General features: G+C 47.4%; 18 protein-coding genes. 5 read left to right on the forward strand and 13 right to left on the reverse strand.

Translation table 11 applies throughout. The features are described 5' to 3' along the window. Positions 1-190 precede the first annotated feature (190 nt). Positions 191-808, forward strand: a complete 618-nt coding sequence (gene lepB / locus IEX62_RS13135) for a signal peptidase I (protein ID WP_188775966.1) — start codon at positions 191-193, stop codon at positions 806-808. 69 nt (positions 809-877) lie between these two features. On the opposite strand, the gene IEX62_RS13140 is transcribed toward lepB, so the two are convergent. From IEX62_RS13140 to IEX62_RS13170, 7 genes are all read right to left on the reverse strand, one after another. Continuing rightward, the gene (locus IEX62_RS13140) at positions 878-1,936 is read right to left on the reverse strand and encodes an LLM class flavin-dependent oxidoreductase (RefSeq protein WP_188775967.1); all 1,059 of its coding nucleotides are present in this window, start codon (positions 1,934-1,936) and stop codon (positions 878-880) included. A gap of 384 nt (positions 1,937-2,320) precedes the next feature. Continuing rightward, positions 2,321-2,668, reverse strand: coding sequence for a zinc ribbon domain-containing protein YjdM (locus tag IEX62_RS13145; RefSeq protein ID WP_188775968.1), 348 nt, complete (start codon positions 2,666-2,668; stop codon positions 2,321-2,323). Positions 2,669-2,814: 146 nt separating this feature from the next. Further along, the gene (locus IEX62_RS13150) at positions 2,815-3,834 is read right to left on the reverse strand and encodes a Gfo/Idh/MocA family protein (protein ID WP_188775969.1); all 1,020 of its coding nucleotides are present in this window, start codon (positions 3,832-3,834) and stop codon (positions 2,815-2,817) included. Positions 3,835-4,129: 295 nt separating this feature from the next. Further along, positions 4,130-5,209: a type II asparaginase gene (locus IEX62_RS13155; protein WP_188776087.1), complete on the reverse strand. Its 1,080-nt coding sequence runs from the start codon at positions 5,207-5,209 to the stop codon at positions 4,130-4,132. 719 nt (positions 5,210-5,928) lie between these two features. After that, entirely contained in the window at positions 5,929-6,276 is a 348-nt protein-coding gene (locus IEX62_RS13160; RefSeq protein ID WP_188775970.1) for a darcynin family protein, read from the reverse strand. 138 nt (positions 6,277-6,414) lie between these two features. Then, entirely contained in the window at positions 6,415-7,005 is a 591-nt protein-coding gene (locus tag IEX62_RS13165) for a Crp/Fnr family transcriptional regulator (protein ID WP_188776088.1), read from the reverse strand. A 144-nt stretch (positions 7,006-7,149) separates the two neighbouring features. Beyond that, positions 7,150-7,512, reverse strand: coding sequence for a hypothetical protein (locus IEX62_RS13170; RefSeq protein WP_188775971.1), 363 nt, complete (start codon positions 7,510-7,512; stop codon positions 7,150-7,152). Between the two features lie 322 nt (positions 7,513-7,834). Here IEX62_RS13170 and IEX62_RS13175 point away from each other — a divergent pair, with 322 nt between their 5' ends. Both IEX62_RS13175 and IEX62_RS13180 read left to right on the forward strand, forming a co-directional pair. Next, positions 7,835-9,478, forward strand: coding sequence for a glycoside hydrolase (locus tag IEX62_RS13175; RefSeq protein WP_188775972.1), 1,644 nt, complete (start codon positions 7,835-7,837; stop codon positions 9,476-9,478). Between the two features lie 436 nt (positions 9,479-9,914). Further along, a complete protein-coding gene (locus IEX62_RS13180) occupies positions 9,915-10,634 on the forward strand; it encodes a hypothetical protein (protein ID WP_188775973.1) in 720 nt (239 codons plus the stop codon). 510 nt (positions 10,635-11,144) lie between these two features. Here IEX62_RS13180 and IEX62_RS13185 read toward each other — a convergent pair. The 6 genes from IEX62_RS13185 to IEX62_RS13210 form a co-directional block, all read right to left on the reverse strand. Further along, positions 11,145-11,360, reverse strand: coding sequence for a hypothetical protein (locus IEX62_RS13185; RefSeq protein ID WP_188775974.1), 216 nt, complete (start codon positions 11,358-11,360; stop codon positions 11,145-11,147). A gap of 20 nt (positions 11,361-11,380) precedes the next feature. Beyond that, positions 11,381-11,674 carry a hypothetical protein gene (locus IEX62_RS13190; RefSeq protein ID WP_188775975.1) on the reverse strand — a complete coding sequence of 98 codons (294 nt, stop codon included), beginning with the start codon at positions 11,672-11,674 and terminating at the stop codon, positions 11,381-11,383. Between the two features lie 252 nt (positions 11,675-11,926). Then, positions 11,927-14,413 carry a carbohydrate-binding domain-containing protein gene (locus tag IEX62_RS13195; protein WP_188775976.1) on the reverse strand — a complete coding sequence of 829 codons (2,487 nt, stop codon included), beginning with the start codon at positions 14,411-14,413 and terminating at the stop codon, positions 11,927-11,929. A gap of 77 nt (positions 14,414-14,490) precedes the next feature. Beyond that, positions 14,491-15,183 (reverse strand): DUF4956 domain-containing protein, encoded by a 693-nt coding sequence (locus IEX62_RS13200; protein WP_188775977.1) that lies wholly within the window; start codon positions 15,181-15,183, stop codon positions 14,491-14,493. Further along, positions 15,176-15,988, reverse strand: a complete 813-nt coding sequence (locus IEX62_RS13205) for a polyphosphate polymerase domain-containing protein (RefSeq protein WP_188776089.1) — start codon at positions 15,986-15,988, stop codon at positions 15,176-15,178. The genes IEX62_RS13200 and IEX62_RS13205 overlap by 8 nt, the downstream gene beginning before the upstream one ends. 457 nt (positions 15,989-16,445) lie before the next feature. Continuing rightward, entirely contained in the window at positions 16,446-17,639 is a 1,194-nt protein-coding gene (locus IEX62_RS13210; protein WP_188775978.1) for a hypothetical protein, read from the reverse strand. 564 nt (positions 17,640-18,203) lie between these two features. Between IEX62_RS13210 and IEX62_RS13215 the strand changes: the two genes are divergently transcribed. Together IEX62_RS13215 and IEX62_RS13220 are read left to right on the forward strand one after the other, a co-directional pair. Then, positions 18,204-18,881 (forward strand): response regulator transcription factor, encoded by a 678-nt coding sequence (locus IEX62_RS13215; RefSeq protein WP_188775979.1) that lies wholly within the window; start codon positions 18,204-18,206, stop codon positions 18,879-18,881. After that, the gene (locus IEX62_RS13220) at positions 18,881-20,338 is read left to right on the forward strand and encodes a sensor histidine kinase (RefSeq protein ID WP_188775980.1); all 1,458 of its coding nucleotides are present in this window, start codon (positions 18,881-18,883) and stop codon (positions 20,336-20,338) included. Before IEX62_RS13215 ends, IEX62_RS13220 begins: the two co-directional genes overlap by 1 nt. The last annotated feature ends 152 nt before the right edge of the window (positions 20,339-20,490 follow it).

Genomic DNA, 20,490 nt, shown 5'->3' on the forward strand with positions numbered 1-20,490 from the left:
AGGGCTACCGGAGGATTCGGTAGCCCTTTTCATTGCTTATCGTTCATCCGATGACTTTAGGTTAGACAACATGCTACTATACTAGATAGGCAAAACGGAGATTATACCTCATCCCTTCATCATGGGGTATACGACCAGCTATGTTGCTGAGACCTGTCTATTCGTATAGGTAGCAAAGGAGACTTATTTTATGAACACACCGAACGCCGACGAACAAGTACACGCTTCCGCCAGGCGATCTGCTCGCCAATTCAAAAGCTGGGCGCTCATTATCGTGCTCGCGGTTATCCTTTCGTTGCTGATGCGCACCTTTGTTTTTGAAGCGTTTATCGTAGATGGAAAGTCGATGGAGCCTAATTTCCATACGAACGAGAAGGTCATCGTGAATAAGCTGGTCTACAAGCTACACGATCCACGGCCCGGCGAGGTGATCGTGCTTCATGTGCCGTCACGACATAGCGACTTTATTAAACGCGTTATTGCTGTAGGTGGAGATGAAGTTCGCGTACAGGGCGATACGGTGACAGTTAATGGTCAACCGATCGTAGAGCCATATATCGCTCAGGCGATTGCAGCCGCCAAGCAGCAACATACCGTATATAACATTAACGATTTCCCATCTAATGAAGTACCGGATGGAAAAGTACCTGAAGGCTATGTGTTTGTCATGGGCGATAACCGCTCCCATAGTCAGGATAGCCGAATGGTCGGTTACATTCCGCTGAGCGATGTGATTGGACGTGCCGATCTGATCTTTTGGCCGCTTGCGAATGCACAGCGAATTGTGCCTAATAAAGCAACATCATAAAAGGCAGTCTCCCGTTATGGAGACTGCCTTTTTGTATCGATTCTATTCTGTTTGCTACACGTGCCTGTCTTATTTTCCGTTCTCCTGCTCCCAGCGAGCCACTTCCTCACGTACGATTGGAGCGACCTCTTTGCCCAGCAGCTCAATCGCGCGCATCACGTCATCATGATTGGACATGGTGCCAACAGGTGTGTGCAGCATGAAGCGAGTAATCCCGACCTGCTTGCGCAGATGGATTATCTTCTTCGCCACCGTGTCTACATCACCTACATACAGTGCGCCCTCGAAGCTACGTGCAGCGTCAAAGCTAGCGCGTGTGTAAGGGCCCCAGCCGCGTTCGCGTCCGAGTGCATTCATCACTGCCTGTGTCGACGGGAAAAATTTCTCAGCGGCGCTATCGTTCGTATCGGCGATGAATCCGTGTGAATGCGAAGCGACCGACAGCTTGGAAGCATCATGCCCCGCATGAGCCGCCGCCTTATAATACAGCTCCACCAGCGGCGCGAATTGCGTTGGACGACCACCAATAATCGCCAGTACGAGTGGCAGACCGAGCAAGCCTGCACGGACAACCGATTCCGAATTACCGCCACTACCGATCCAGACCGGAAGTGGGTCCTGCACCGGACGCGGATAGATACCGCGATTATCGATCGCTGGACGATGACCACCGCGCCAGGTTACTTTTTCCGATTGCTGAATTTGCAGCAGCAGCTCCAGCTTTTCATCGAATAATGCGTCATAATCCTCCAGATTGTAGCCGAACAGCGGGAAGGACTCGATAAAGGAGCCGCGTCCAGCCATAATTTCGGCGCGTCCGTTCGAGATCGCATCCACCGTAGCGAATTCCTGGAACACGCGTACCGGATCAGCCGAGGACAGTACGGTTACTGCGCTGGTCAGGCGAATACGCTCGGTGCGTGCTGCCGCTGCTGCCAGAATAACCGCTGGAGCAGATGCCGCGTAATCCGCACGATGATGCTCTCCTACACCAAAGATATCCAGACCGACTTGATCCGCCAGGACGATCTCGTCCACGACCTGACGAATACGCTCCGCATGACTGATCGTCTGCCCTGTCTCTGTGTCTGGCGTTGTTTCTACAAATGTACTAATTCCGATTTCCATGTTGTTTTGCCTCCCAGTATGGTTGTATCTTTTGATTTTGACTATATCCAGCAGCTGTAGCTTGTCGTTATCGCTGCTTGTTCAAGTTCGTATATAAAATCATGCGAGCATTCATTGATAGGCGTGTCTACTGTATGCCTGTTCGCCAAATATCTTTATTTCAAAATATCTAATATCTTTATTTAAAACTATTTTGGGAGGCAATGCAAGTGTTTCTACGAATTCCTTCTATAAAATTACAGGGTACTGACCTGTTGTATTGACAAATAGCCTGCTGCGCTCTAAGAGCAAACAGCAGGCTATTCAGATGATCGCGAATCATTGCTTGGCATGCGAGCAGGGAATGGTACCAATCCGCTCATCCACACCTGGCCTACACTCTAATCAGGCTTTTTTGACAAATTCGGACTTCAGCTTCATCGCACCAAAGCCATCGATTTTGCAATCGATATTATGGTCGCCTTCTTCGATCAGGCGAATACTTTTCACACGGGTACCGATTTTCAGGACAGACGAGCTTCCTTTGACCTTGAGGTCTTTGATGATGGTTACACTGTCGCCATCCTGTAGGATGTTACCGTTAGCATCGCGTACAACAAACGCGTCTTCCGCTCCATCCGTTTCGCCGCCTGGTGTCCATTCGTGTCCACATTCCGGGCATACGAGCAGACCGCTTCCGTCCTCGTAGGTATAAGCGGAGTTACACTGCGGACAATTTGGCAATTCGTTCATATTCATTTCTCCATTCATGAGTTCAATGCGCCTATTTTCCCACAGACTGTATCATCTGGCAATGTCTGATATTTCCATTCAAATTGCAGATATTTTTGGAAAAGTAGCAATAATTCCCTTATTGCGATACGTTTATTAACCGTCGCTTACTGCTCTCGCCGAATATACAATGGACGCACATCCACATCGCTCTCGGAAGCAGGCTGACGTAGCGCCTCCAGCACAACCTGTGCGTTGTAGCCATCATAGAAGTCATAGATTCGACCCCGCTGACCGTGTAGCAGCTTCACGATCTCTCCAAAAATCGGCAGGTGGCTTTGTTCCGGCGATATCGACGGTTGCACCCGTTGCGGCGCTTGACCCGTCTCGTTCCAGTAGAGCTGCTCCCAGTTTTCCAGTGCGATATCGCCCTGCTCACCATGCACCAGTAGCGAGACACGCTCCTGCTCCGCCTGACCGCTGTGTCCGGACAGCTGCACACGCAGTCCATTTTCCAGTGTTAGCGTTGCCTGTACTTGTGTCTCACACTGCTGCGGATCGTCTGGATAGATCACATGGCTCTGTACATGCGTAATCTCGCCAAAGATTTGCTGAATCATATGAATCCAGTGTACGCCTACCTCCAAAATAAACCCGCCCTGATGACGCGTAGAAATCCAGCTATTTTGCTGCCATGCACGCGGCCACTGTGGAAAATGCAGCAGCAATTCCAGCTCGCGAATGGCGCCTATTTTCCCTTCATTCACCCATTGCCCCAGCTGTAATACAGCAGGCTCCTGCGGGAAGGAGAAGTGTATGGCATGCAGCTTGCCCGACTCCACTCCGCATTTCAGTAAGGCTTGCGCCTCATTCAGACTGTTAGCCAGCGGCTTTTCGCAAAATACAGCAATCCCCCGCTCAAATGCAGCGAGTGTCGCATCATAATGAAAGGCAGGTGGTACCGCAATATATACGAGATCTGGCTTGATTTCATCCAGCATACGGATGTATTCCGCCGCTTCATACTCACTTGCCCCTGTTGCCGCTACAGCACGGCTGCGCTTGTCGCCATCGGCATCACACACCGCGACTACCTCCGCCTGATCCGCATAACGCGGTAGCCAGTGATATACTAACCTTTCTCCCATGTTACCCAGTCCGGTAACAGCGATACGAATTGTGCTCATGATCATTCTCCTGTTCTTGTTATATATGTAGTTGAAGGATAAAAATGCCCATCTGCAATCAAAATCAAAATCAAAATCAAAATCAAAATCAAAAAGATGAAAACAGCGCTTGAGGAAGAAATCAAGAAAAGTTTAAGCGCGAAAATGCTCCTACTATATTTATCATCTATATGTATCTTAGCACCTCAAGCGCAGGTTGGTCACATCACTACAAGCCAAAAGCCGCTCTCACCTGAGAACGGCTTCGGTAATGATAAGGCTATAACAGCACAATTATTCCAAAATAATCTTTTGCTTAATACTCATCAAAAAACGTCTGAATTTGCTTCGCATCCTTCGTTTGAGTCAATGCCAGCATGAGCAGAATACGTGCTTTTTGCGGATTGAGCGAGTCGGATGAGATCATGCCGTTCTGGTCGTCTTCATCAGAATGAGTCACGACACCACTGCCGGTTCGGGTCGAACGAACGACCGCCACGCCAGCTTTAACCGCCTTGATCGCACCTGCTTTGGATAGCTTGGAAAGTGACCCATTACCGCTACCTGCTACGACGATTCCTTTAGCTCCTGCGGCTACTGCTGCATCGTACAGATAACTGCCATTATTCTGATATTCGTACAAAATATCAACCTGCGGCAATTCAGTCAGATCGGTAATATTGAATACCGAATCCGCCGTATGCTTACGAGTCGGCTCGTTATAAAAATACACTTTACCACCGGATACCACACCTAGATAGCCCTGCTCGGTCGATTTGAACGTATCCGTTCCGGTTGTGTTCGTTTTCGTAATATAACGTGCGGCGCCAATTCGGTCGTTCAATTCGATCATCACACCTTTGCCCGTTGCTTCCGGTGTGCTAGCGATTTTCACTGCGTTGTACAGATTAAATGAACCGTCTGCGCTGATCGCTGTTGCTGGACGCATCGCTCCGACCACCACGACTGGCTTATTGCTTTTGACTACTAGATCGAGAAAATACGCTGTTTCCTCCAGTGTATCCGTGCCATGTGTTACGACCACGCCGTCCACATCGTCGGAAGCGAGCAGCTCATTAATTCGCTTGCCCAGCTTGAGCAATACGGCATTATCCACATCCGGGCTACCTACATTGGCGATCTGCTCGCCGCTCACATTGGCAACTTCCTTCATCTCTGGTACGGCATTAATGAGTGTATCGATACCGAGTGCTCCTGCCGTATAGCCCGTTACATCGGTATTGGAGGTAGAGGAACCAGCAATGGTACCGCCAGTCGCCAGTATTTTGATATTAGGCAGGTCTTGGTTTACCGGTGCCGTAGCTGTTGTCGCTGCCGAGACAGCGGTACTAGCCGAACGGTATGCATTGGATGTTACAGATGCTGACGTCACCATCTTGTTCGCCGCCGATGGTGTTGCCGCTGCTGCTGATTCCAGCGTGATCGGCAGCACCAGTGCTGTTGCCAGTACGAAGGCTCCAATATTTCGTGTCCAGCCATTCCATTTGATCATAAGTGTTCCTCCTTTAGAATATGGGTTGAATATGGCAACCATGTACAGCCGTCGTGCGTTCATGTCTACTTATGTAATGCCGACAGCAGATTTGCAAATCACACATCTATGTAGTATTGATCAAAAAGTGTAGCTCCACCTCCAGTTCATAGAATGACAATGATAGATCAAATTATGTCATTTTAATTAACATTAAATTGTTTATTTTGAGGTAAAGTATAATAAAACCACTTATTTAGCGTCAAGTAATTTTACATAAATATAAATGTTCATGCATAATATACAAATTAGATTTTGGGATTAAAGGTATATTTTCTCATTATTATTTATTTTGCTTATAAAAACAGCTCTACTCATTCATGCGAATGCGTCTTTACTATTCAACTTCGAGCATAGGTAGCAAACATGCTTTTCGTTCACTCCATCGAAAAAAGCGCATCCTGCCGTCTGCTTGTACAGACCGCTTGATGCGCTTTTACTCATGCTTTTACTAATAGAATTATAGAGCCGTAAAGCGGTAGAACGATAAGAAATAGAGCAACGGATAGCGATTCAGAATGCTCACGATAGCGGCTTAATGCCGTACAGATCCCACGAACATGCTACACTCTTTCATCCATACCAAGCACTCGTTTTTCATACGATTCAAAAGCATTTTCCATCCCCATAATAACGTTCTTAATCTTCATATATCCGCGAGTGTATGGCTCAGAATCGCGGATCGCTTCCCACATATAATGATACGATTCCATATCCTCGGTTTCGCATACGACAAAGTCCGTATAGTCCTTACCCGGCAAAGCCTCGGCATCGAAAAAGCGTACCTCTACACGATCCTTATAGCTGGCAATAATCGTTTGCAGCTTCTCCGCATGTACACGTCGTTGCTCGCGTGGTAGGGCAAGCCAGGAAGGGTAAAATTCAAGTAACACAATCATCATATAACGCATACGGTATTCTCTCCTTTATAACAGTGGCAACTTACTTGATTCGTATCCACTGACTAATGTATCTATAGTGTAGTGCCTGGTGGAGTGAGTATGCATTAACACAGGTTAATGACAGATAAATAGTGGACTCGAATTCCCTCACTCCCCACTTTCCTGATGAAGTAAGCGACTGAGCGATACAGGAGAGATACCGATATACGAAGCGATATGGTACTGGGGAATACGCTCAGCAAGTCCAGGATATTTGCGTAGAAAAGCCTCATAGCGCTCTCTCGCAGATAGATAGAGCAGCTCACGCTCGCGTTCTTCCTTGCGTATATATAGCCGCTCCACGCTCAGACGCACGAACCGTTCCCAGCTATGATGCTGCTTCGTCAGCTGCTGGAGAAACGTATGCTCGATCTCAATAACGAGCGCATCCTCCAATGCTTCGATCGTCAGTGAGGATGGCTGATGAGTGATCATCGCCGCATGAGAAGTGGCAAAATCGCCCTCCACTGTAAAAGCTACATTGTATTCGCGTCCATCCTCCAGCGGATAGTACAGACGGAACAGACCCCGTACGCAAAAATAGGCACGCTCCACCAGCTGCCCTGCTTCGATTAGCCCTGTTCCTGCGGCTATATCGCGCACGATCGTATGCTCTTGCAGCAGCTTCCACTCCGCTGGAGTCACGTCTGCTTGCATCGCTAGCCGGTATAAAGCTGCATAATTGTCCTTTACATCCATAGGGGTATCCATGCCTGCACCTCCATTTTGCCAGTATTCCCTATTCTGTCTTCTGTCTTCTGTCTTCTGTCTTCTGTCTTCTGTCTTCTGTCTTCTGTCTTCTGTCTTCTGTCTTCTGTCTTCTGTCTTCTGTCTAAAATAATTTTAGATCATTCGTTGCTCCAGTGAAGCAATCGCCAATTGCAATGCCACGAGGCGACGCTGATTCAATGTGTGCTGAGGACTCCCATCCTTTGCCCGGGCAATCTGCGCTTCAATAGAGGGAATAATCCCACGCAGAACATTCATAGATAGCACAACCTTTTCCCCATCCGCAGTGAAAGGCTCTCCCTTCCAGGCATTTCGTAAGCTATCTAGCCCGATGCGCATCGCATCCAGCCTTTTTGCGATCAGCGTCGTCGATGCTCCTTTATCCAGCGCGCTTTGATAAGCATTCGCAAGCTTACGACAGGTCGACTCCAGGGAAGCAATAGACAGCTGTTGAACTTCTTCACTAACCGACTCCATCTCCATTCCCCTTTCGTTCGCTAGTCATTTCCCCGTTTGCGATGTGTAACTAAAAAGAATCATCATCTCCTATATCCTATATCATATACCAGGGCACTAGAGCGAATAGGCAAACTTTACTGGCATAACCCGTTCATCCCACTCCATAAAATTGCATAAAATTCCCTATACATAAATCAATTGGAATGGTCTATACTGAATTTGTAAGCGTATACAATTTTAAAATAAATAAACGTATCTCGATCTCCCTACATAAGCTCCAAATCAGGCAACAATCATTACGTGTTATTTCCCATTTCACTTAACCCAAGGAGGCATAATAATGCAGCATACTAGAAGCAAACGAATACGCCTGGGCGCAAAGCTAGGCGCATTATCTCTATCTGCGCTCCTTCTATCTGGCGCAGCGGCACAAATTACACACGCACAGGACAGCAATACTATGTCAAAGGAGGCGAGTAGTAGAGTGCAGCATATTCATGTAAATGGACAACAGCAATACCAGACGATGGATGGCTTTGGCGCTTCGGGCGCATGGAGTATCGACCATATCGGTTCGGAGTGGTCGGAGAAGAATAAGAAGAAGATTGCCGACCTGCTCTTTTCACAGGATAAAGGGATTGGTCTGTCGATCTGGCGCTTTAACATTGGGGCAGGTAGCACCGAGACCGATCAAGATATTATCAGTGATCCATGGCGCCGTGCCGAAAGCTTCAAGTCCAGCGCTACCGCTCCTTATGATTGGTCAAAGCAGGCAGGACAGCAGTGGTTTTTGAAGGCAGCGAAGCAGCGCGGAGTGAGTAAAACGGTTGCCTTTGTAAACAGCCCTCCCGTATTGATGACCAAGAACGGTCATGGACAGCCGGATGATTCGGTCGGCAGCACGAATTTGAAGGCAGATCAGATTGAAAATTATGCTGTCTTCCTCGCCGATGTGCTGGAGCATTTTGATAAGCAAAAGCTTGGCTTTGACTATATCAGCCCGATTAACGAACCTACCTGGGATTGGAACAAATCCGGTCAGGAGGGCAATCGCTACAATATGCAGGATATTAAGCAGGTATTGAGCGCTCTGCATAAGGAGCTGGAACGCCGCGGATTGCATACCGAGGTAGATGCGATTGAAGCGGTAGAATATCTGTCCCTGCTCGATAATGATCTGTATGCGGAGTTCACAGGCAAGCCGGGCAGTCAGTATACGAGCGGCAATGCAGGTGGCAAGTATGAAGGGAAATACAGTGAATATATTCGCGAGCTGCTCGGTGATCCTGCTACTGCGGCGATGATCGGCAACAAGATTAGTGCCCATGCCTACTGGTCAGATCAGCCTAATGCGGGCGACGATCGTCTGGTACAGCTACGCAAGCTGGTGCATGAGAATCTGGAGCGCTATACGCCATCTGCGGCATTCTGGATGTCGGAATATTGTATTCTTGGTGATCGCGGACCAGGACGTGATCTGTCGATGAATACCGCACTGGATGTTGCGCGCGTGATCCATTTTGATATGGTAGAGACGCAAGCATCTGCATGGCAGTGGTGGCTCGCGGTATCGAAGGAAGATTACAAGGATGGCCTGATCTATACCGATTACAAAAATCCGGGCGATCCAGAATCGATCATCGAATCCAAGCTACTGTGGACGATGGGGAACTATAGCCGCTTCGTACGTCCAGGTGCAGAACGTATTGAACTGGATGGTGCCAATGATCCGAACGGGCTGATGGGCTCTGCCTACTACCACAACAAGGATCGCCAGCTGTCGATGGTATTCGTGAACTATGGGAATGAAGCACGCACCCTCCAGCTCGATATCGATCAGCTTCCGGGTGGCAAAGATGTGAAGCAACTCAAGCCTTATCTGACCTCCGATACGAGCGATCTCAAAGCGATGCCTTCCATTCCAGTGAAGAAAACAGTCACGATTCCTGCTCGCTCGGTCATGACACTGGTTGGGCATAATTGATCGACACAGATAGAATGCTCACGCTGATCCACTACACGTAAAGGCACGGGCTGAACGAAAATAATTACATGCAATGTCATACGAACACAGGCACTATCATACGCCTACAACGATCTAATCACAGAGGCTTTCACCCATCACTTTATCGCCAGTTATGTATATGGCAGGAGTGCAGGTGAAAGCCTTCTTTTATTTTCGGTTATATAACTATTAGGCTTCCAATTATGCTAAAATTTAGAGAATAGAATACCACCTATAGGCGATATATCGCTCATCGCCCTCTATTTCTTCTAAATATAGCCGATTTTGCTATTACATATACCGTATTTATCTCTCGCTGGAGAAGCTATAGCTGTAGAATACTGCATACTGTAAGGTCTGTCGTCCGCTGATGCCGTGTTGCTGTGACATCCATTTTACGGAAGGAGAGATGACGGTGAATAAGAAGTCTGCGGCTCTGCTTGCAGTCGCCATTGCACTGGTAGCCTATGCCCACGCAGCCAACCAGCGTCATCATATCTCCACGTCATCCCCTACATGGTTAGCCAGCCAGACCGCAACACCTGCCACACTCGCGCTCGCCGACAGTACCGATAGTAATGAAATTGAGCCTAAACATAACAGCGCTAATTCCTCCACTGCCTTACCTGTACGCACGATTACTAGCGAAAGCATGACACTGGATAGCCTCGCCGCCCAGCTATCTACCGATACTAATATTACGATCGATGAAGCACGTCAGTGGATTGAAGCCGATCAGAGCCCGGAGATTGGTACGAACGATCAAGCTCGCTATGTCGTGTTTACTTCCTTCTTCCATGCTACCGATGCCTTCACTCCCTATCTCAAAATCTATTGCGAAACCGAGCAAAATGGCTCCACCCTTTCGATTAAGCGTATTATCTCCTATCATCTTGTGCATGTGTTTGGCAGCTTAAATAAGCCTTTTGCAGGGAATGTGGATGTGTTTCTCGCCAGTCCGGATACGATTCATTATGTGGTGAATGGGGATTTTTACGAGCAGGGAATCACGACAACACAGCTGGATACCAGCCCCGACGGGCTAATGCGATTAACCTATTCGATCGCAGGCTCGGCAAACTGGTACGCGTATGTATATAGTGAGCAGGATATTCGGTATCCGCAGGGAGACTAGTCATTGATATATGTTTATGATTCTCTGTTACATGAATAAAAGCTGCCGAGAATATTAATCTCGACAGCTTTTTTAGTTAAGTATGGACTATATCAAAGGGTGGAGCTTTAAACTTGATAAACGAATTATATTTTTAAATCTAAAATAGCACGCGATTCTGTAAAGCAATTGGCAGGCGGTTGTACATAAAAGATATGACTTTCAATATATGTATAATCTATACTCACCTCTACCCTCCATTTACCGTACCATCGACGATGAGCAACAACAGGCACGTGGATATAACTTACAATTTTTCTGTTTGTATTATTTTTTTGAGGGGTGTAGAAACTAGCTTGATTTTGTACAATGTCATCATTATAAAACCAGTTAATTTCAATAAATGTAGTTTGAGAAATTGACTGGCATTCTACAACTGCAAATACCATTTGATCCATAACGTAAAAATATTTACATGTTGGTCCCGGCTCCATAGAATTGGAATGAATAGTTTTACAAATAGTAAGCATATCATTCACCAGAGTGTCGATTTTTAAATCTCCATTTCACTTCACTAATACCGTAGCCCATAATAAAGCAAATGGGAATCCATGTACTTAACTGAATCCATATATCCTTTGGAGTTATAAAGCTGTTATCCATTTGAAGTAATATAATAATGACAATGCTACAAATGAATCCTGTGACGATGGAATTTTTTAAAAGAAATGCTGTTTTAGGCTTCATGCCAATCACTCCACATTAAATTATTTAAAAACAGCATTATCAATAGCTTGCCAACCAGTTGTTATAACACCTCCAAGTGCCCCGAAAGAAGCTCCTGTGATCCCTCCAACAATAACTCCAGGTGGGCCAAATTCAGAAAAAGCGATTGCTCCTCCGATCGCTCCTGTTTCTGCACCGTGTCTTGCATTAGGAACAACATTACTCTTAAAATCATCCATTACTTTCTGTCCAAATGTTTTTCCTCCTGTTGTTGAAGCCACATGACTATTGCTACTTGAGTATACTCTTCCACCGGAAGAATTTGATACATGCATACCATTAACCTCCCTATAATAATATGTTACTAACATCATTAATTATATGTATTTTATTCTATATTAAAAGTAAAACTATATATAATTGAGTAAAAAATTGGTGAATTTAAACTACATTTTTTTGGTTTTAATTCCATTTATAAGAGAGTCGATTCTATGTAATTAGAGTAAAGAACCAACTAGCTGAACGACCAAACAAAAACCAGACATCCCGAATGATCACAAGTGGGATGCCTGGTTTTCGTTTTTTATTTATTTTGTGCTACTTGTGGAGCTGTCTGTCGATGTATTGCTTGCTCCATCTGTTGTACTCGAAGCGTTACCCGATGTACCATCTGGAGGTGTCATTCCTCTACCGCCACCTCCACCACCTGGGCCGGATGCTCCATTCGGATTGCTATCCGATATACCGGATTCGGTCAGCCATGTCACATTATTCGTTACGTCGAAGCTGACAACCTCTGTTCCACCGCTATATGCACCATCTGCATACAGACCATTCGTTGCGGTGCCTGTCGATTGACCTCCACTGTACAGCGTATAGCTACCTGCTGTTAGCGCTGGTGAGCTGATCACGATAGACTGATAATCCTTGCTCGGGGCAAAGGTCAGCACATTGTTGCCTGCGCTATCCTGCAAATGAACAAGTGTACCTGCGGTCTGTGTTGCCGAATAGCTCATTGCAATGGAGTACTGGGAAGAGCTATCCGATGTGGATTGCAGCATACCCGAGCTACCTGCCGAGACCAGATAGCCACCTGTCATTTCAAATGTACCATCGTAGTCAAGCGCACCGTTACCATTATCGGTTGGGCCATTCACGATAACCGTACCGCCTGACATGATGATCGAGCCATTCGCATCCAATCCATCTCCAGCTGCATCGACATACAATGTGCCGCCGCTAATATTCAGCAGTGCATTGCCTGCTGCCTCAGGGCCACCACCGCCCATGCCGCCTGTCGGTGGAGCTGGTGGCTGCGAGCCAGTCGCCTGATCGTCTGTGCCTGTTGGTGCTGTCGTGGCAGAAGCCGTTGTTGCTGTGCTAGTCGATGCCGCTGCTGCTGTTGTAATCGCAGCCGTATCGGTCGTTGCTGCTGTCGTTTGAGCCGTCGTATCGCCTTCTGCTGTTGCGTCATCTGTCGCTGTTCCTTCGGAGGCATTCACGCCATCATCTGTAGCAACTACATGAATATCTCCACCGCTAATATCGATCGTTGTACCTTCCAGACCTTCATAGCTGTTCACGATATCGACTGTGCCTGCGGTAATGCTGAGCGTTGTCTCTGCATGCATCCCATCATCGCCTGTTGTTAGCTTGAGTGAGCCGCCATTGATCGTTACGCTACCGTTACTGTGTACACTGTCATCCTTGGCATCGATCGTAAATGTACCGCCATTGATCACCAGATCGGTGCCTGCTTTGAGTGCCTTGGCACTATCGGATGAGGTGGAGGTGTCCGTGCTATCCGTTGTCGTTGCATTTGCCGAATTCGCGGCTGTATTGCTAGTAGCATTGGACTTGCTGACAGCAGATGAAGCCGTCTGGGTACTGCCTGTCGCTACATTTGCCGTTACAATCGTATCCGATGTGCTTGCATCGCTGGAAGCTGCTGTATTCGTTGTGCTATTGGCTGTACTGCCCTGATTGGTCGTACTATTCGGCGTAGCTGTGTTGCCTTGATTCGCTGCACCCGGCTTAGCTGGAGGCGTTCCACCACCGCCCATAAAGCCGCCCGGTGGCATCTCCTGTGTATGCGGCTCTGCTTCGGCACTACCGCCACCTGTTGTGATCGTGTAGGTGCCATTATCGGCAACCAGTGCTGTCTCCGCTTGAATACCATCATTGGTCGCAGTGATGGTAAATGTACCGTCAGCAATAGCGACAAAGCCTTTATCCGTTGCCTCATCATTCGTCGACTTGATCCCGTCTCCACCTGCGTTGATCGTAAACGTACCATCCTTGATCGCTACCATATCTTTACCGACGATGCCATCATCCGCGGCATCGATCTGGAATGTACCGGATACAATTTTCAGATCGTCCTTACTGGTGATGCCATCCTTGTAATTGGCATCGATATTCAGCGTACCTGTGCCATTGATCGTCAGATCGGCTTTACTAAACAGAGCCGCGCTCGGCTCATCGGTCGAGCTATCTGCGAATACATAATTAGCACCGTCAGTGAGTGTATTTTCCGTGCCTTCCTGTAAAGTAACAATCACATTGTCTGCCTCTTGAATATAGATCGGTGCGCTATCGTTGTTCGTGATGCTCGCTCCGTTCAGCACGATATGCACATCGCCCTCGGCTGTACTGTTTACTACGATCTGTCCATCGGTCAGCTTGCCACTGATCACATACGTACCTGCACTGGAGATCGTAACAGTGCTACCAGAGACTTTGGCACCTGATCCGGTTACTGTTGCTGTTGTACCGTTCAGCTTGATTGCAGTCGAGCTGTCTGCACTCCATTCGGTCGACAGGTCTTTCTTTTTAAAGGTTACTAAATCGGCACTGGTCGTTTTCACTGGCGTTGTAACCGCCGCTGTACTTACAGTAGTTGCGGTGGAGGTCGTAGCTGCACCAGTGGCGCTGGTCGAAGTGCCTGTGCATGCTGCCAGAATCGAGGCAGACAGCACGAGTGCGCCAAATACGGCAGTCACTTTTTTCGGGATGAGTGTTTTGGCTTTGGGCTGTGGGGAGGTGGATACCTTCGATTGGTTAACTTTTCTCATCGGAATCTTCCTTTCGTCTATGCTTACGTTGGATAAAATGTCAGGCATTTTAAGTTCGTTTATACGTTGTTATACGATTAATATTCATTAATAGGTGACGGACTCATCGTCAGGGACAGGTCTAGATTACCGTTGCGACAACGGATTTCATCGAGAAATGCCTTCTGGTCGGTCGATGACTGCATGGTGACGGTGTAGATGAGCTCATACAGACTGCCTAGCTCGGTGGTGCGAATTTTCTTCAATTCATGCTTTACGCCAAAACGTTGGAACACTTCCTGGAAAGCTTCTTCATAGCTCAAGTTCTCCGGAATCGTTACTTTGAGCATACGCTGCGTCGTTTTGCGACTACCAAAGTTCAATCGATTCAGGATGATCATCATCACGCATAGAATGATGGTAAACAGAATCGCATAGCCATAATAGCCTGTGCCTACCGCCAGCCCGGCTGCCATCGTGAACAGCACATACGCGATATCCTTCGGATCACCGGGTGCACTGCGGAAGCGGATGATGGAGAACGCTCCGGCAAGACTGAAGGCGCGAGCGATATTGCTGCCGATCAGCAGAATGATGATCGCGACAATCGTAGGCAGCAGCACCATCGTCAGGGTGAAATTTTGCGAAAATCCAGAGCGATTGGTGTACATATACGTCAGGCTGATGAGACCGCCTAGTATAATGGAGATCACAATCGTGATCAGTGCATTCGTTAAAGTGAGGTCTGTCGCAGTGGAACTCAGTGTACTGGTGAATATATTTTCAAGCATATTGAATCGTCTCCTTGTCAGTCGGAATATGAAGGGTTGGTGGCTGTGCTGGTATCAGTTCAGGTGCAGGTGGCGTTAGTGGTGCAATCTGCTGACGGCTACGGAGTAGCTTTTTGTACTCGTTGCCGTATTTGGAAAAGCTCGTCCGGTATAAGCCGTGCTTGGCGAGCAAGCGAGATAACCAGAGTGGCACGGTATTTTCAGCCTTGACCTCCATCAGCCATTGATCAGGCTCTAACAGCTGTTCGCCATAATCGCCCTGCTCCAGCTTCAGATCGTAGCGGCGACAGCGAATATTCGTATCAAACGTAATGCGAAGATCGCGACTTTCTTTGCTAAACAATGCCTTGCGGTCATAGGATAAATACAGCTTCGGTGCAAGATCGTACAGGCGCAGGAAGTACGTGATCTCGTTCAGCACCTGCTTGTTCATGTACTCCTGTAACGCTGGCGCATCGCCTGTCTGGACAAAGGCATAGGCTTCATCCAGTCGCAGCGCCGTACGCCGCTTGTTGACCAGCCCGGTAAACTTCTTTTTGATCTCCAGATACACACGATCTGTTTCCTTCGGCACCCCGTAAGCACGCAGGCGAAGCTTTTCCTTATACTTCGGCTTTGCCAGACTCGCTCGGATCAATGTATCCGTCGGTGTATCATAGTAGATGTTGCTGATCGAGTAGAAATCATGCTGCTTGTTATACGCATCCAGCTCCATATAGTCCAGCAAATCTGCATACAGTTCATTGAATTTGGCTGTATTCATCAGATACTTACTCTCATAACGGTTAAATACCTCAATCGCCATGTTCATTCATTCCTTTCCTATGTGTAGGTTGTTGGTTGTATGTTGTCTTCCATCAATGCATTGCCTGTTGGTGTGTATCTGTTGCTGATAGTTGTATCTTAAAAGGAGAACCTTTAGTGAAACTTAAATATTTTACATTGCGATAACAAATCTATTGAAAAAGTGATCCAGGCTGTAAATGGGTGAGGGTTGCTGTTGATGGATATAGATGTAGGTGAACGAAGGAGATGTTGGAAATAGCGCATGACAGCATAATAAAAAGTCATGCGCAGCAAGCACATGACTTTTATTAGCGTTTGAAATTAAGTAACGTTCATCGATACAGCTATATTCATATGAGGTGGAATAACGAGTGGCACGCTGGGATGCTGTGATACCATTTCGGAATTGTAGCTGAACACTTGTTATGCCTGCACGTTATGCGTATAAAATAAAACATATTTCAACTTTAGAGGCATCATAATTTACAGGCTAGAATCAATTGCCGTTCATTATCCACAAAGCATGGCGCCTGCACCAGCATTTCTGCCTCGGGCTGATCATACTTATGAATATAGATAGCCTCATCTTCTGCTAGCATAGTCATATCAGTCGTCAACACACCAGCGTCTACTATAGCTATGATACGCCGTGACCCCGTATGGAGCTGCCGCTCCGTATGGTCGTCAAGCTGGACTAACTTGGTCTTCCCTTCCTCTTCTTGCACAGCATACAGCGAATGATCCGACACATACAATCGATCATAGGCATCATCCAGCCCATGCTGTATGGTCGTTCCATGTTGACAATCATACTTCACCATAACGGAACTGCCTGTAAGGAAATCCCGAATCAATAGCTCCGCCTTTCCATCTTGCCACACCATATCCAGCAAAGCCTGATGGGGCTGAGACGAAAAGAATATATACTCTGCAAAGTTGCGTTCGCCCTGCTTCAACATCTCAATCAGACGATCCATTTTGATTATCATACACTGCTCTGGCATCTGCTCCTTACCAGTCATCCAAATCTGCTGACGCTCATGAGGCATAGACTCTCCTATTTTAATAGACACCCATGTCTGATCATACGCGCTATAATTGGTCATACTTTCCATACCATTGAAAAAAGCAGGCAACTCGATCTCCGTCCACGTCTTCTGCACCGCATCCATCAAAGCAAACCGTAAGCTGCGCTCACCCGTAAGATGAAAAGCGACCAGCGCATGATATTCGTCTAATGTGTAAAAGCGCGAAACTGCCAGCGTATCGATCCACGAGCCCGGATACGAGTCCATCTCCTGCTGCACCTCCGACCGATCCCATGAAACAACATATTCACTCTTCCCATTCATGAAGTCCCTACGATAACCATACGTTACCCGCCCATCTTCACTACACGTCAAATAAAAGAAAACTCCCACATGCCGCCCTTCACTAATTCGGAATACATTTGGCTCTGCAAACCTATACGTCTGTACCTCATTCGTGCGCGCATCATGCGACATCACCCCTCGATAAAATAAGTAATCTTCCATATGCTCATCCAGATCAAAATCCTCAGCCGTATCATCCACCTTCGTATTCAAAGCAAACACACGTATATCCCCATAAACACAATCCAACATCGTCATTTTAAAATCCGCATCCACTTTCAGATCAGAAACCTGCACAAAAACACTCCTTCACACCCATAATTATGTATTATTGTTGTTAACACCATCTAATCGCACACCAAGCCAACCTTATATTTAAGCTTCATTAAAGCTACTCACTCTATTCTATCTATATAAATGAGACGATCAAAAAAGACTAATGAAGACATACGAAGCAGCTTACTGTCATTCGTTCATTAAAGTATACATTTTTAGTGTTTCTAACTGTTACCTGTAGCTATTTTAATTGTTGTTCCAACTACTGCACAAACCACTTCACCAACCACAAGGCTGCTCCCCCATAAGAATTCATGTTTGATCTTTGCGCCGAGCACGGAACGGAGGCAAGGAAATAAGGGGAAAGGACTCCTTATAGTGTTAGTGATTTTCTAACACGGGTTCAATGAAGAGTGATTTTTGCGAAGCAAAATATCTTACCGCTTTGGAGGGGCGGGAATCTACATTTCATCCTAATCCAGTAGATTCCCGCGGCTCCACCCGAGTCCGTCCCCTTATTTCTTGCCGGAGTGGTACAAGCAACCCAGCACAACACAAATACTTAAATAAAAGGATGACCCACCCATGAGAATATTAATCGTAGAAGACGAGCTGCATCTAGCCGAAGCGCTCATGCAGATCCTCAAAAAGCATAACTACTCCGTCGATGCTGTCCACGATGGACGAACCGGACTCGACTATGCCCAGAGCGGCATTTATGATCTGCTGCTGCTCGATATTATGATGCCCGAAATGGACGGCATCACCGTCCTCAAAACACTGCGTAATCAAGGCAATTCCACACCAGTTATTCTGCTCACCGCCAAAGGCGATATTTCTGACAAAGTGACGGGCCTCGATTACGGCGCTGACGATTATATCGCCAAGCCCTTTTCCTCGGAGGAGCTCATGGCACGCATTCGCGCCGCTCTACGTCGTAAGGGCGATGTACCAGCGGATGATTCGCTCCGTTATGGCGATCTGGAGCTGAATATGGCGAATCTAAAGCTTGTCGTAGGTGGCAAGGATATGAAGCTGAACCTGAAGGAAGCGGAGCTGCTGGAGCTGCTGCTTGTGCGCAAGCAGTCGATCACCTCCAAGGAGCAAATCATCGAGAAGCTATGGGGCTTTGATTCGGAAGCCGAGCACAACAATGTGGAGGTATATGTCTCCTTTCTACGTAAAAAGCTTAATTTTCTCCAATCGACTACACGCATCCAAACGATTCGCAATGTCGGGTATGTGCTTGAGGTGAATACGTAATGTTCAGACAGCTACGTAACCGATTTTTGATTCTGAATCTGGCGACGATCTCGATTATGATGCTCGTCGCCTTCGCTACCATTTATTTCATCACCTATCGGGATGTGCAGAATGACATTCAGCAGGATCTTGGACGCATCTCTGAATCGTATCTGCACCCTAATGACCGCCCCCGTCCAGACATGCGCGACAATACTGGCACTGGCACTGGCACTGGCACTGGCACTGGCACTGGCACTGGCACTGGCACTGGCACTGGCACTGGCACTGGCACTGGCACTGGCACTGGCACTGGCACTGGCACTGGCACTGGCACGAATAACGGTACTTCCACAACAGACAGTAATGCAAGCAATAATTCTGAAGCCTCCAGCAGTCAGCAGCCTACAAGCAATTCCAATTCAACACCAGTCAACAACGGCGATGGGATGCGTCCTGAACGGCTCGTTGCCTTTACGATGCAGACCGACACACAGGGCAAGGAGATTAATCGCAGCTCACAGGTCGAGCTGGATAGCGAGGTGTACAGCAATGCGTTAGCGCAGGCACTCCAGCGCAGTAATGATCATGGACAATTCAGCCTGGATGGTAGTGACTGGGCCTATATGCGCTTACAGCTCAATGATGGCTATTTGTATACCTTTTTAGATGTGACAGCACGGCAGGAGATTTTGACGAATCTGATCTATAGCTTCGCCGCGGTCGGCTTTGTTATGCTGGTGCTATTATTCTTCACCAGTCGCTATTTTGCCAATCGTTCGATTCAGCCAGTACAGGAAGCGTTCGACAAGCAAAAGCAATTTATCGCGGACGCCTCACACGAGCTGAAAACACCGCTCGCTGTCATCAACACGAACACCGATGTACTGCTAGCCAACCCGGATGATACGATTCGCCAGCAAGCCAAATGGCTTCATTATATCAAAGGGGAAACCGAGCGCATGGCACGTCTGACCGGAGACCTGCTCTATCTCACCGAAATGGAGCAGGCGCGCACGACTGTTGTCCATATTCCCTTCGATCTGAGCGAAACGGTAGAAACGATTATTTTAACGATGGAAGCTGTGATTTTCGAGAAAAATCTATCGTTACACTACGATATCACGCCACAGCTGATGGTCGAAGGCAGCAGGCAGCAGATGTATCAGGTGACGATGATTCTGCTCGACAATGCGATCAAATATTGTAATCCGGGCGGTAGCATTACGGTGAAGCTACATCGCCAGGGTAACCAGACCGTGCTGGCTGTGACCAATACAGGCGATGGCATTGCATCTGAGCATCTAACACGCATCTTTGACCGCTTTTACCGTACCGATACGTCACGCGCTCGGCAGCTCGGTGGGCATGGACTGGGTCTGGCGATTGCAAAGTCGATTGTAGAGCAGCATCGCGGACGAATTGAAGCGACAAGTACAGTCGGTGAATCGACGACCTTCACTGTATATCTGTCCTGATGGAGATAGCGTAGACGTGTGATTTTAGGGTATATAACTTTAAGATACGGTACAAAATGATTCTTCATAACAACTCGTGTGTGCATATGACTAGCACCAGGCGCAGTGAACGGCCTGACTTCGGAAACAGAGCTTCTCAGCAATATTGCTTC

The sequence above is a fragment of the Paenibacillus hunanensis genome (assembly GCF_014645615.1).
In the GTDB taxonomy this organism is placed as follows: Bacteria; Bacillota; Bacilli; order Paenibacillales; family Paenibacillaceae; genus Saccharibacillus; species Saccharibacillus hunanensis.

What these genes read in the sequence shown, in the direction of transcription:
- lepB (WP_188775966.1), top strand. Translation starts at nt 191, where the DNA reads ATGAACACACCGAACGCCGACGAACAAGTACACGCTTCCGCCAGGCGA.
- IEX62_RS13140 (WP_188775967.1), bottom strand. Translation starts at nt 1,936, where the DNA reads ATGGAAATCGGAATTAGTACATTTGTAGAAACAACGCCAGACACAGAG.
- IEX62_RS13145 (WP_188775968.1), bottom strand. Translation starts at nt 2,668, where the DNA reads ATGAACGAATTGCCAAATTGTCCGCAGTGTAACTCCGCTTATACCTAC.
- IEX62_RS13150 (WP_188775969.1), bottom strand. Translation starts at nt 3,834, where the DNA reads ATGAGCACAATTCGTATCGCTGTTACCGGACTGGGTAACATGGGAGAA.
- IEX62_RS13155 (WP_188776087.1), bottom strand. Translation starts at nt 5,209, where the DNA reads ATGGTGACGTCAGCATCTGTAACATCCAATGCATACCGTTCGGCTAGT.
- IEX62_RS13160 (WP_188775970.1), bottom strand. Translation starts at nt 6,276, where the DNA reads ATGCGTTATATGATGATTGTGTTACTTGAATTTTACCCTTCCTGGCTT.
- IEX62_RS13165 (WP_188776088.1), bottom strand. Translation starts at nt 7,005, where the DNA reads ATGGATGTAAAGGACAATTATGCAGCTTTATACCGGCTAGCGATGCAA.
- IEX62_RS13170 (WP_188775971.1), bottom strand. Translation starts at nt 7,512, where the DNA reads ATGGAGTCGGTTAGTGAAGAAGTTCAACAGCTGTCTATTGCTTCCCTG.
- IEX62_RS13175 (WP_188775972.1), top strand. Translation starts at nt 7,835, where the DNA reads ATGCAGCATACTAGAAGCAAACGAATACGCCTGGGCGCAAAGCTAGGC.
- IEX62_RS13185 (WP_188775974.1), bottom strand. Translation starts at nt 11,360, where the DNA reads ATGAAGCCTAAAACAGCATTTCTTTTAAAAAATTCCATCGTCACAGGA.
- IEX62_RS13190 (WP_188775975.1), bottom strand. Translation starts at nt 11,674, where the DNA reads ATGCATGTATCAAATTCTTCCGGTGGAAGAGTATACTCAAGTAGCAAT.
- IEX62_RS13195 (WP_188775976.1), bottom strand. Translation starts at nt 14,413, where the DNA reads ATGAGAAAAGTTAACCAATCGAAGGTATCCACCTCCCCACAGCCCAAA.
- IEX62_RS13200 (WP_188775977.1), bottom strand. Translation starts at nt 15,183, where the DNA reads ATGCTTGAAAATATATTCACCAGTACACTGAGTTCCACTGCGACAGAC.
- IEX62_RS13205 (WP_188776089.1), bottom strand. Translation starts at nt 15,988, where the DNA reads ATGGCGATTGAGGTATTTAACCGTTATGAGAGTAAGTATCTGATGAAT.
- IEX62_RS13215 (WP_188775979.1), top strand. Translation starts at nt 18,204, where the DNA reads ATGAGAATATTAATCGTAGAAGACGAGCTGCATCTAGCCGAAGCGCTC.
- IEX62_RS13220 (WP_188775980.1), top strand. Translation starts at nt 18,881, where the DNA reads ATGTTCAGACAGCTACGTAACCGATTTTTGATTCTGAATCTGGCGACG.